This window comes from uncultured Streptococcus sp. (assembly GCF_963456385.1).
GTDB lineage: Bacteria > Bacillota > Bacilli > Lactobacillales > Streptococcaceae > Streptococcus.
Genome location: NZ_CAUOLF010000010.1, coordinates 1 through 12,497, shown reverse-complemented (window position 1 = coordinate 12,497; position 12,497 = coordinate 1). Strand labels below are relative to the sequence as shown.

The following is a 12,497-nucleotide window of genomic DNA, read 5'->3' as shown; positions in this document are numbered from 1 at the left end:
CCTCATTTTACCGCTTGTCCAAAAAGCTGAGATTTTTCAAAAAAGACTTGCTATTATAGTCTCAGAAGTAAAGAAAAGGAGAAAAGATCATGTTAGTAGAAACGAAAAATCTTAGCAAGGTTTATGGCGATAAGGTGGCAGTTAATGATCTGAATATTCAGATTGAGAGAGGCAGTTTTACAGCTATTCTAGGCCCTAATGGTGCAGGAAAATCGACAACTATTCAGATGCTGATAGGTCTCTTGCGGCCGACATCCGGGCAGATTTGCTATGCTGAAAAGCTTAAGTTGGGTGTGGTTTTCCAAAACAGTGTATTGGACGCTCGGCTAACAGTTTTGGAAAATCTCACTATCAGAGCCAAGCAGTACAAGGAGATGCCGTCAGGTAGAATCGAGCGCTTGGTCTCTCAGCTGGGCTTGTCAGCCTTTGCCAAGCAGCCTTATGGGACACTTTCTGGCGGCCAAAAGCGTCGGGTGGACATTGCTCGAGCCCTGCTCAATAGTCCCGACCTGCTTTTTCTAGATGAGCCTACGACAGGCCTGGACATTCAGACTCGGGAGAGTATCTGGAGCCTGCTCAAGCAAATTCAGAAAGAAGAGCAGATGACCATTGTCTTGACAACCCACTATCTCAATGAAGCAGATGATGCTGACAAGATCTATATCGTAGATCATGGTCAGGTCATTGCCAAAGGCTCTGCAGACCAGATTAAGCGGGACTATGCCCGCAATGTCTTACGGATTTTGAGTCAAGATTCAGCAAGTTTAGAGAAAAGCTTGCCAAGAGGCTACGCTTGGGAGCAAGTCAAGGAAGGGGAATTTATCCTCCACCCTAAAACGACTCAAGAAGCTCTGACCTTACTGGCTCAGGCTGGTCCCTATATTGAACAATTTGAATTCCAACCCGGAACCATGGACGATGCTTTTATGGCACTGACAGGAAGAGAGGTACGCTAATATGCTCGCTTTGATTAAACGCAATTTTTTACTTTATTTTCGCAACCGCAGTGGGGTAATTTTGTCCCTCTTTGGAGCCATTATTCCCTTTGTGCTTTATATCGTTTTTTTGAAAAGTAATTCTGGAGGCTATTCCAGCCAGCTGATGGACTTGTGGCTGATTGGCGGTGTGTTGGCAGTTACAGCATTAACAACCACATTGGCAGCTTTCTCACGGCAGGTCGAAGACCGGGAGCGGATGGTAACAGACGATCTTTTTATCACGGATTTAGGACCGTGGGGCTTGCAGCTTAGTTATCTTATCAGCTCTATTATAATCGGCTTTTTGATGCAGGTCATTATGTTTACCTTTATGCTCAGCTATTTTATGCAGGCGGATAAAATTTCCTTTGAATGGGGAAATCTTTCTTACCTGGTGCTTCTGATGATTTTGAACAGCCTCTTGGCCACACTGATAAATGCTCTGATTGTTCAATGCTTCAAATCAGTGGATAGTCTGGGGAAATTGGCAACAGTAGTCGGAGCGACCTCTGGTTTTCTAGTGGGAACCTATATCCCTATTGGAAACTTGCCGAACATGGCACAAAACCTGATGAAGCTTACGCCTTCTAACTACATGGCATCTCTTTTCAGACAGGTTCTCATGAAAGAAAGTCTAGCAGATACTTTTGCTAATAGCAGCCAGTCACAAGCAGCTTTTGAAAAAACAATGGGAATTCGCATTGAATGGCAGGAGCTCTTGACAAGGACAGAAACTTTCTATATAGTTGGAATAGTTTTAGTTTCAATAGCGCTTATTTGGATAGTGCAAAATATGATTGTCATCCGACGGCTGAAACTACAATAGAATGTGAATAGGGAGCTTCCTCTTGCAAGCAAAATTTGAAACAGATCCAACCATTTCATCCAAGGATCCGCTGGTTGTGGTCAAGGCAGACCAGCTAGCGGCAGAAGCTAAGGCCATCTTAGATTATTTAGAGCAGTACAAGGCTGGGCCAAGTGGTGTCCTGCCTATCAAGTCGGACGATAAGCTTATCATGCTGAAGACTGAAGATATTATCCTAGCAGACATCAACCAGACAACGTTGATGATTTACAGCAGAGAAGGCATTTACCAGACGACAGAGACCTTGACTCGCTTTCAGCAGCGGATTAGTAGCTCGAACTTTATCCAGGTTTCCCGGCATGCTGTCATCAATATTGACCATCTGGAGTCTTTGTCTGACAGCTTTTCTGGCAATATGACGGCCAAGCTGACCAATCAAATCAAGACCGAAGTCAGCCGTCGCTATGTCAAGCTCTTGATGGAATATCTGGGAATCTAGGAGGTAAGTGATGAGTATAAAAAAATGTCTACACGCTATATTAATGGGCATCCAGAGGGGGAGTGCAGTCTATCTGATTGTCCTTGCTCTCTCTATTCAAAAAAATCCGCCCACAACAAGTAATATCGTCAGTGTCATAGTGATGAGCGGTTTGATTGGGATCATCAGTTCAATTTTAAAAACTCTTGAAGACCGCTTCTCTTTTTCAGTCTCGATGTTACTGCATTTTGTCGCTGTCGCAGTCTTAGTATGCTGTTTCATGGTCTACAATAACTGGGGATTTTTAATTTTCAACTGGCATTTTTGGCTAGATTTTATTCTGATTTATCTCTTTGTATGGCTCTTTCTTTACTTGGATACAAATCTTAAGACCAAGAAGATTAACAGCGCCCTAGCTAAGCGCAGAAAGGAAAAAGAAAGCAAGTAACTTGCTGAAAAACGTTCTGACAAGCATATCATAAAAACAAATGGAGCTGGACTATATCCTGCTCCTGTTTTTTTTATCTAAAAAACTCAAGCTAGATTTTCTAGCTTGAGTTTTATGTGCTATTACACTCCCAATCTGATATGAGGGAAGTGGTTGTAGAGATAGTCAAAGGTTGACTGGAGTTTGGTATCTGTTGTTTTACCAATGTTCTTAATGGGCATTTGGTATTTCTTTTGATTGTTTCGAACAGCAACTAAGGTTGAGTTTCTGTTTGAAGCAACGAAGCCGCGATGCATGGTGAGAATATGGTGGTAAAGATGGACGACCTGTTTGAGATCAATTGCTTTGAAACCTCGATAGTAGGTAATGAGATGGTCTTTATAAACAGCAATTTTCAGCACATCATCGTGGAAAGACGCTTGCTCAAGCAGGATATTGAGATTGTCCTTGGCCTCTGGATAGGCTGCATAGATTTCTTCGTAGGCAGCAATATTTTTCTTGCAGCCGATAATTCCCATAGTGACAAAGAAAACACAGAGTCCAATCAAAAACAGAATGTAGAACATGAATGCAAGATTGTCAGATTCAAATTCAGTGATAGAGATATAGGAGCTGCTTGACATTACTGTGATGACTTCGGGATTGTCTGCTAGGAGACCGCGAACGAGGCTGCCATAATTAGAGATATATCCCTGATTTTTTTTAGGGGAGTTAGCATTAACGTAGGAGCCAACGATTCGGACAGGATTTTTTTCCAGCTCGCCCTTTTTCTCTTTTTCCAAGAGCTGGGCAATCTGCTTGTCTCCTTTTTTAGCCTGCAGACCAACATATCCGTCTTGGTAGGCAACCAGCCAAACTTGAGTATTATCTTCTACTTCAATCAGGGCCTCTGGGAAAATATATGACACTTCAGCATAGACTGCTGAATCTGCTCCAGACTCGCTATTTCGGTCATAGGCAGTCTTGGTGTTGACTTTTTGGTATTGGATAAAGCCCATCACTGCAGCAACAACTAGAAAAATAAGAGAAATTACCAGTAGGGCGATGGTACCCTGGTTTCGTCTTTCCTTGAGCATAGCTCAACCTCCAAAATATAATCTAAAAAATAATTTGATTAGCAAACTATCTTTTTTGTATAGTATAACATAAATGCTTGACAAGTGGCAATATTGTGTTAAAATATGAATGAACATAAAAATAAATTCATTCACAAAAGAGGCATGGAAATGGATAAAAAAAATGAGCTCCTGGCTGCGGCTAGAGAAGTCTTTGCAGAAAAAGGCTATAAGGCAGCTGGAATTTCTGATATTGCTAAGAGAAGTCAGATGGCTGTTGGATCCTTTTACAAGTATTATGAGTCTAAGGAAGCTATCTTCTTGGAGGTTTATGTAGCTGAAAATAGCCGTATACGTGAGGAAACCATGCGGCGCGTAGACTGGCAGGGCGAGCCCGAGGCAATCGTTGAACAGCTTTTTGCAGTTACTTTTGAGTTGATTTCGCCCAATAAAATTCTGGCTGAGTGGAACAAGCCGGGCATTTCTCAGATTCTGCACGATTACTATAATCAGGATTCCGGCCGAGCGTCAAATGCCTTTCATCAGTTTCTGATTCAGACCTTCAGCCAGCGCTTGCAGGAAGAGGGCTTTTCGAAGGAGAAAATAGATGAGATCATGAAGGTTTATGACTTGATTTACTACATAGACATGCATGTCACAGAGCAGGAATTTTCAGGCTACTTCGATAGTCTTGAGACTTTAGTTAAATATTTTGTTAAGGGAATTTTTTCCAAATAGAGGAAATTCCTTTACTTAGAAGTTGAAGTGAATGAATTTTCAGAAACATTCATTCATCAACAAAGGAGGTGATGGGTTATGTCCTGTGATTCGGAAATGGAGAGGAACGTAATTAGATAAAGTACATTATTTTTTATCAAGATATGAATGAATACTCGTAAAAGTTCATTCAACAATAGAAAGTGAGGAAAAAAATGAATAAGCAAGGAGGATTTGCCATGAGCGGATTGGCTATTTTAGGTATCTGTCTAGTGCTGATTGGTCTTTTGACCATTGGCTACGGCGGCGTGACAGTTGGTTTTAGTTTGAGTGTGGATTTTCAGTCATTTTTAGTCGGAGGTCTCATCCTTGTCCTAATCGGAGCAGCTTTGATTCCGGGCTTGCCAGCAGTTGCTAAGCTGACGGCACTGGCTTTGACAAGTTTGGCATTGCTGATGTACATTCACATGATGCCAGATTTGGAGTTCATGCTTATGCTCATCTCAGATGTCGTAGTTTTAGGCTTTGCCGCATGGTTTGCTATCCTTTTTTTAAGAAAGTAGGTGATGAAGATGATTGTAGTTTATGATTCAAATACTGGTATTGGAAAACGATTTGCAGAATCACTGGGCTATCCGACCCAGAGCATCAAGGAGAAACTGGAAGTGCCCTGTATTCTCATTACTCGAAATGCTGGTGCTGGGAAAATTCCTTGGTCTACCAAACGCTTTATCAAGAAGCATCCTGGGCTGATTAAAGGTTTTGTTAACAATGGCGACTCTGTTAAACATGGCCGGACCTTCTGCGGGGCGACTGCCTTGATTACCGAAAAATATGGGCTCCAGCATATCTGCGATATTGACCGAGGCGGTAGTCCAGAAGATGTCAAGACTGTGCAGGCATTTTTGGCGGAGTGCTAGTCTCATCAAGTTTCGCATAAATGGAGGACTCGTATGCCTAGGTTCAAGAAAATTGGGAACTTGTTTCTGGCTCTGATTTCTGCCTTTATCCTAACGGCCTGCGGGCATATACAGAAAGAGCCCGACACTTCAGATAAGACGGAAAGAAATTCTTCCAGACAAGAAGAAACAGAACAGAATCAGGTAGACGCAACTTCCAGTGCGTCACATAAAGATTGACTTTTTTGTCAAAATAGAAGAGCGGAGTTTGGTCAATGATTTTTAGGTCATCTTTTGACCTGTTTTCGTATCAATAGGAGAGAGAAGGCTTAGCGTCTTCTTTCTCCTTTTTATGATAAACCCCTGTGAGCATTCCTATAGTTTTTTAATAGTCAATATGGTACAATGAATTAGTATTGTCTTTCCAGTGTTTGTCAAAAAGGCAGAAAAACATGAAAAGAACGTGTTCGACTGGCTGGCCAATACGCTGTACTTTTAAACAAATTTTACTTGTGAGAAAGGAAGATTGCATGAATAAAAAACTGAGAGTATGGTTTCAGCTCATCATTCTCTGTCTAGGTGTGTTCCTGCCTTTCCTAGCCGGAACCCTTAAGGCTCAGGCGGCGGAACTCAATGATGTCATCACTGAAATGCATCTCACCACTAACTCTGGTGAGCAGCTGACCAATGGTGTAGATATCTGGCAGACCTTCCGTGTCTATGCTAAGTTTGCCCTGCCAGACAACCAGGCCCATGCGGGTGATACGACAGTGATTCATTTGCCGAATGAATTTGCCTTTGGGAATTCCTCAGCTATTGAGCTCAAGGATGAAAACGGAGCCCTGGTGGCTAATGGAGTCCTGGATAGCGATGCCAAGACTATCACACTGACATACACAGATTATGTGGAGCAGAAGTCCAGTGTCAGAGGCGAGTTTTTCTTCTATTCGCGGATTGACCACGAGGTCGTCACAGAGGAAAGGGATATTCCAGCTACTTTCACGGTAGGAAATAATAGGATTCCGGCCGGCAGTATTCACTATAATGGACCGCCGAAAAAGTATGAGTCTCTGCTAGAAAAGAGTGCTTTTCAGTGGGATGCTGATGCTAAGAATGAAATCCGCTACAATGTAGCCATTAACCGCAACATGGGCAACTACAAAAATGTCTCTGTGACGGACAAGTTGGGTGATACAAACGCTAAGATTGTTCAAGACTCTGTGCGGGTTTATAAGGTTTCTTGGCGCTGGAATAATGGAGATTGGGCGCGTGATTCGACTGAAGATGTAACAGCAAACTTCCAGTCTAAGATGACCTTTGGCGCTGAAGGTGATAGCTTGACAATCAACTTCGGAGATGTAGAAGGTTTCGGCTATCTAGTTGAGTACAAGACACTAGCTGACTACGATTTGGCTGATGGAGAGGTTGTAGGAAATAAGGCTACCATGAACTACAACAATACCGAGACTGTGTCTGTCACCAACGAGTACTCTTATCAGATTGCTGGCGGAAAGTCAGAAGGCTATAACTTCAAGGTTAAGGTCCACAAGACTGATGAGTCTAATGCTTCTCTGAGCGGTGCAGTCTTTGAAGTGGTGCGGAAATCGACCAATAAGGTGGTTGGCACAATCACGACAGATGCAGATGGGAACGCGGAAGTTGGTAATCTTCTGCGCGACACTTATATTCTGCGTGAAACGACTGCTCCAGCTGGTTATGATCGCCTGACAGAGGATATTACCATCAGTCCGACGGATTTTGGTAAGACTTTGAACGTAGGCAGTCCTGCCTCTGGAGATTCTGGAGATAGCAGATTGGTTGCAGTCAATGTAGTCAATAAGAAAACTCAAACTCCAACGGACAAACAGGTTACTTTCAGTAAGGTTAATCTAGCTGGTGAGGAAATTGCCGGTGCTCAGATTCAGATTTTCAAGGGACGGGAAAGCAAGGGCAGTCCTGTCGCATCTTGGACTTCAGAAGCTGACAAATCTAAAGAAATTAACCTAGAGCCAGGTATTTACACCTTCCATGAGGAAGCGGCTCCGACAGGTTACCTGGCTGTGACTGATATTGTCTTCCAAGTCAATGAAGATAGCACTGTAACAGTTCTAGACGCCAATAGCAATGCTGTAGAATATACAGATGGCAAGTTGTTCATTACTGACCAAGCGGCACCAGCTGAACCTGGTACCCCTGATAAAGCAGTTCAAGGCGGTATTAAGCCAAATCAATCATCTGATTCTGATAAAGCAGCAGACGGTCAAGAAAAATCTAAAAAAGTTCTTCCTGCGACTGGCTCTGCTGAAAGCCTTGGACTTGTTCTTGCTGGCCTGTTAGTCCTGACTCTTTTAGGACTTTACCGTAAGACTCGACTGAGCAAATAAACAAAGAGAGGATAGAGCAGAATGCTTTATCTTCTTTTGTTTGCTTATTTTGGTCTAGCTTTATTGCAGCTTACTGAGCAATTTCTTCCAGTTACTCATGCTGGACAGCCACTTACGGAAAAACTCTTGTTTTTGGCTCAGAATCCTCTATAATAAATGGCAAATAGAAAAAGGAGACAGAAGATATGACAGATACAAAAATACAAGAGAAGCTGAAGCCAGGTTTGAAGTTAGCGGATTTTCAAAAAGATGGAGACATCTATCTGGCGCTGAATCCGGACTATGTCTCAGGAGACAATGCCAAGTACATGACCATGTACAATCGTTTTGCTCGATGGTATGATATGAGTGAGAAATGGCTGGGCGGCCTTCTCTATGGCAAGACAGTCGACAAGTTGAGAAGGGATCTGATGGCAGAAATAGAATGGAAGGATCATTTGTCAGTTCTTTATGTCTCTATCGGGACTGGCCACGACCTGCGCTACATTCCTGAGAATATTGACCTGAAAAGCCTAGACTTTGTTGGGGCAGATATTTCCATAGGCATGCTGAAAAAATGTCAGAAATCCTGTGCCAAGAAGACAAATCTGCAACTCTTTCATGCTTGTGCAGAGGACCTGCCTTTTGCAGATGATAGCTTTGACATCGTCTATCATATCGGTGGAATTAATTTCTTTAGTGATAAGGCCAAGGCCATGCAGGAAATGCTGCGGGTGGCTAAGCCAGGAACTAAGATTATGATTTCAGACGAGACGGCAGACTATGTGGACCAGCAATATAAGAAGAACCACTTCAGCAAGAACTATTTTAAGGACGCTACCGTTGATTTGGGAGAAATTGAGGCTGCTATACCGGCCGGAGTCAAAGAAAAGGAGTTGAAACTCCTCTGGGATGGAAAATTTTATGCCCTGACGTTTAGGAAATAAATCAGAAGAACCGGACTTTGTTTTCGGTTTTTCTATGTTATTGAGGACATTGATTGTCAGACGCAATTGGCCCTAGCAATAGTGGTCTGATTTGCAAATGAACCATACAAATCGTCCACCTTTTCTAAATGACAAAAAGGTAAACAAATGTTAAAAAAATTTCCTTTTGTGTATAGCCATTTTTCTTATAGTATGATAAAATGTAGATGTAATGTATCTATAAATGTTCGCTTTTTAGCAAGTGGGCACTGACAAGATGGGGAAGCTCAGTTAGTATACAATTACATTGTACATTTAAAACTGAATATTGTGAGAAAGGAAAATTGCATGAACAAAAGGATTAGAGCATTGCTCCACCTTATTATTCTTTGTTTAGGAGTCATTTTGCCATCAGTTGCTCCTCTTACTCAGGTGCAAGCAGCTGAGTTTGGTGATGTTATCACTGAGATGAGCCTGAAGAATTCTTCAGGTGGTGATTTGACGCAGGGAATTGATATTTGGGAAACTTTTCGAGTTTACGCAAAGTTTGTCTTGCCGGATAACCAAGTACATCAAGGAGATACAACAAAAATCACCTTGCCTTCTGAGTATGCTTTTGGGAACTCTTCAGCTATTGAGCTTAAAGACAGCTCGGATAACGTAGTTGCAAATGGATTTTTGGATTCAACCAACAAGACCATTACTTTGACCTATACAAATTATGTTGAGCAAAAGTCTGGTGTCCAAGGAGAATTCTTCTTCTATGCACGAGTTGACCATGATGTTGTGAGACAAGAAAGTGACTTGAATGGTGGATTTACCGTAGGAGGTCGGATGTTGTATCCGGGAATCGTCCATTATAACGGACCGCCCAAAAGATATGACTCAAAAATTGAAAAGAGCTCTTATCAGGCAGCAGAAGACGGTAAGAATGAGGTTCATTACAATATTGCGATTAACCGCAATATGGAGCATTATACCGGAGTAACGATAACTGACAAGATTACCTCGCCTAATTTTAAAATCATGAGAGACTCAATTCGGGTCTATAAAATTGCTTGGCGCTGGAATAATGGAGATTGGGTGCGGGATTCAACAGAAGACGTGACAGCTAATTTCCAATCAAAAATCACGGAGAATGCCGCGGGTGATGGATTCACGATTGACCTTGGCGACATGGATGGTTTCGGGTATTTGCTGGACTATAAGACAAAAGCAGATTACGATCTAGTTGATGGTGAGCGCGTTTCCAACAGTGCTACCATGACCTATAATGGTGGTCAAACAACGACATCATCTGAAAATCGTTCTTATCAGATTGCAGGCGGTGTTGGAGAAGGCTATGTTTTCACCATTAAGCTCCATAAGGTTAATGAAAATGGTGAGAATCTGCAAGGTGCAGAATTTGAAGTTGTTCGTGATCGGAGCGGTGCAGTTGTCGGAAAATTAACCACAGATTCTAACGGGAATGCCAACTTGGGTGACTTGTTGCGCGATGATTATACCATTCGTGAAGTGACTCCTCCTACAGGATATGATAAATTAACTGAGGAAATTAAGATTGGTTCCCAGGATTTTGGAACAGACAAATCTGTATCGCGTGAGATCGTCAATAAGAAGACGGTAACCGAGCAGGATGTAACTTTCAAAAAAGTAGATCCAAACGGGAAAGAAATTCCTGGTGCGCAACTGAAAATCTATAAAGGTGATCATGTTGATCAGGAAGAAGCTCCCGTTGCAGACTGGACTTCTGAGGCTGACACTTCTAAAGTAATAAAATTGTCTCCAGGAACCTATACACTGACTGAAGCTAACGCTCCTGCTGGTTATCAATATGTAGAAGATATTACATTTACAGTAGGTGCCAATGGTACTGTTGCTCTTGTGAAAAAAGGAGCAGAAGATACCGTTCAGGCAGCGGGATCAATTCTGACGATTACCGACAAGGAGGACAATAGTCCTAAAGCCATTACCTTCAGTAAGGTCAACCTGGGCGGTACTGAGATTGCTGGCGCTCAAATTAAGATTTTCAAGGGCAACAAAGCGCAGGGTCAAGCTGTTGAAAGTTGGACTTCCGAAGCTAATCAGTCTAAAGAAATCAATTTGGAGCCTGGTACATACACCTTCCATGAGGAAGCAGCTCCAACTGGTTACCTGAAAGTAACTGACATCACTTTCCAAGTCAACCATGATGGTACAGTGGAAGTGACCAATGTCGGAGAGAAAGACTCCAAAGGTGAAAACAACAAGGTTGTGACTGACGGAGCAACCTTGAAGGTAACAGACAAGGATGACGACTCAGAACGTGATGTGACGATCAAGAAAGTAGATCCAAACGGGAAGGAAATCCCTGGTGCGAAATTGAAACTCTACAAAGGCAGTCAGATTCGTCCTGAAGCTAAGCCTCTTGCAGAGTGGACTTCCGAAGCCAACGCATCTAAGGTGGTTAAGTTAGCTCCAGGGACCTATTCTCTGAAAGAAAGCCTTGCTCCTGCTGGATTTGTAGCTGTAGAAGATATAAAATTCACAGTTCATTCTGATGGTACCATTACTGTTGATGCTAAAGGTGCAACAGATTCTGTTGAAGCAAATGGCTTGGTTCTTACTGTAACCGATAAAGAGGACAATAGTCTGAAAGCCATTACTTTCAGTAAGGTCAACCTCGGTGGTACTGAGATTGCTGGTGCTGAAATCAAGATCTACAAGGGCGAGAAAGCCGAAGGCCAAGCAGTAGAAAGCTGGACATCTGAGGCTAATCAGTCTAAGAACATCAACTTGGCGCCTGGCACTTACACCTTCCATGAGGAAGCGGCTCCAACGGGTTACCTCAAAGTGACCGACATCACCTTCCAAGTCAAACAAGACGGTACAGTGGAAGTGACCAATGTTGGCGAGAAGGACGCTAAGGGCGAAGACAACAAGGTCGTAACTAACGGCTCAACTGTTACAGTAACGGATAAAGACGATGACCTTCCACGTAAGATTACCTTCAGTAAGGTAAATATTGCTGGAGATGAGATTGCTGGTGCTCAAATTAAGATTTACAAGGGCGACAAAGCTGAAGGAGATGCAGTCGAAAGCTGGACTTCAGAAGCTGGTAAGTCTAAAGAACTAAACTTGGCACCAGGTACTTACACCTTCCATGAGGAAGCCGCTCCAACGGGTTACCTCAAAGTAACGGACATCACATTCCAAGTCAAGCATGACGGCACAGTGGAAGTGACCAATGTTGGTGAGAAGGACGCTAAGGGTGAAGCTAACACCGTAGCGACAAATGGTTCAACTGTTACGGTGACCGATAAGGACGATGATCTTCCACGTAAGGTGACCTTCAGTAAGGTCAACCTTGGTGGTGCTGAAATCGCCGGTGCTCAGATCAAAATCTACAAAGGCGACAAGGCCGAGGGTGACGCAGTAGAAAGCTGGATATCTGAAGCTGGTAAGTCTAAAGATATCAACTTAGCACCTGGTACTTACACTTTCCATGAGGAAGCAGCTCCAACGGGTTACCTCAAAGTAACGGACATCACATTCCAAGTCAAACATGACGGCACAGTGGAAGTGACCAACGTTGGAGAAAAAGACTCTAAGGGTGAAGACAACAAGGTCGTAACCAACGGCTCAACTGTTACAGTAACGGATAAAGACGATGATAGTCCAAAAGCCATTACTTTCAGTAAAGTCAGCCTCGGCGGTACAGAAATCGCTGGTGCAGAGATCAAGATTTACAAGGGCGATAAAGCTGAAGGCACAGCCGTAGAAAGCTGGACATCGGAAGCTGGTAAGTCTAAAGAACTAAACTTGGCACCAGGTACTTACACCTTCCATG

At 42.9% G+C, this 12,497-nt stretch carries 12 protein-coding genes; 11 read left to right on the top strand and 1 reads right to left on the bottom strand.

Annotated features, from left to right (window positions below):
• The first annotated feature begins 89 nt into the window (after positions 1-89).
• The 4 genes from RP262_RS05375 to RP262_RS05360 are packed head-to-tail and all read left to right on the top strand — an operon-like array spanning position 90 to position 2,708.
• Positions 90-956, top strand: coding sequence for an ABC transporter ATP-binding protein (locus tag RP262_RS05375; RefSeq protein WP_125338422.1), 867 nt, complete (start codon positions 90-92; stop codon positions 954-956).
• A 1-nt stretch (position 957) separates the two neighbouring features.
• Positions 958-1,803: an ABC transporter permease gene (locus tag RP262_RS05370; protein WP_125338423.1), complete on the top strand. Its 846-nt coding sequence runs from the start codon at positions 958-960 to the stop codon at positions 1,801-1,803.
• A 22-nt stretch (positions 1,804-1,825) separates the two neighbouring features.
• The gene (locus tag RP262_RS05365; RefSeq protein ID WP_002899836.1) at positions 1,826-2,281 is read left to right on the top strand and encodes a LytTR family DNA-binding domain-containing protein; all 456 of its coding nucleotides are present in this window, start codon (positions 1,826-1,828) and stop codon (positions 2,279-2,281) included.
• A 10-nt stretch (positions 2,282-2,291) separates the two neighbouring features.
• Positions 2,292-2,708, top strand: coding sequence for a DUF3021 domain-containing protein (locus tag RP262_RS05360; protein ID WP_311154521.1), 417 nt, complete (start codon positions 2,292-2,294; stop codon positions 2,706-2,708).
• Positions 2,709-2,830: 122 nt separating this feature from the next.
• On the opposite strand, the gene RP262_RS05355 is transcribed toward RP262_RS05360, so the two are convergent.
• On the bottom strand, positions 2,831-3,784 hold the full coding sequence (locus RP262_RS05355; RefSeq protein ID WP_311154520.1) for a hypothetical protein: 954 nt from the start codon (positions 3,782-3,784) through the stop codon (positions 2,831-2,833).
• 105 nt (positions 3,785-3,889) lie between these two features.
• Between RP262_RS05355 and RP262_RS05350 the strand changes: the two genes are divergently transcribed.
• From RP262_RS05350 to RP262_RS05320, 7 genes are all read left to right on the top strand, one after another.
• Positions 3,890-4,501 (top strand): TetR/AcrR family transcriptional regulator, encoded by a 612-nt coding sequence (locus RP262_RS05350; protein ID WP_311154519.1) that lies wholly within the window; start codon positions 3,890-3,892, stop codon positions 4,499-4,501.
• Positions 4,502-4,695: 194 nt separating this feature from the next.
• Positions 4,696-5,043 carry a hypothetical protein gene (locus RP262_RS05345; RefSeq protein WP_311154518.1) on the top strand — a complete coding sequence of 116 codons (348 nt, stop codon included), beginning with the start codon at positions 4,696-4,698 and terminating at the stop codon, positions 5,041-5,043.
• On the top strand, positions 5,044-5,400 hold the full coding sequence (locus RP262_RS05340) for a class Ib ribonucleoside-diphosphate reductase assembly flavoprotein NrdI (protein WP_223314104.1): 357 nt from the start codon (positions 5,044-5,046) through the stop codon (positions 5,398-5,400).
• A gap of 33 nt (positions 5,401-5,433) precedes the next feature.
• Positions 5,434-5,619 carry a hypothetical protein gene (locus RP262_RS05335; protein ID WP_223314105.1) on the top strand — a complete coding sequence of 62 codons (186 nt, stop codon included), beginning with the start codon at positions 5,434-5,436 and terminating at the stop codon, positions 5,617-5,619.
• Between the two features lie 290 nt (positions 5,620-5,909).
• Positions 5,910-7,763, top strand: coding sequence for a SpaA isopeptide-forming pilin-related protein (locus RP262_RS05330; protein ID WP_311154517.1), 1,854 nt, complete (start codon positions 5,910-5,912; stop codon positions 7,761-7,763).
• A 185-nt stretch (positions 7,764-7,948) separates the two neighbouring features.
• Positions 7,949-8,689, top strand: coding sequence for a class I SAM-dependent methyltransferase (locus tag RP262_RS05325; protein WP_223314107.1), 741 nt, complete (start codon positions 7,949-7,951; stop codon positions 8,687-8,689).
• 327 nt (positions 8,690-9,016) lie between these two features.
• Positions 9,017-12,497 (top strand): SpaA isopeptide-forming pilin-related protein (locus RP262_RS05320; RefSeq protein ID WP_311154516.1); only part of this gene is annotated, 3,481 nt, incomplete at its 3' end.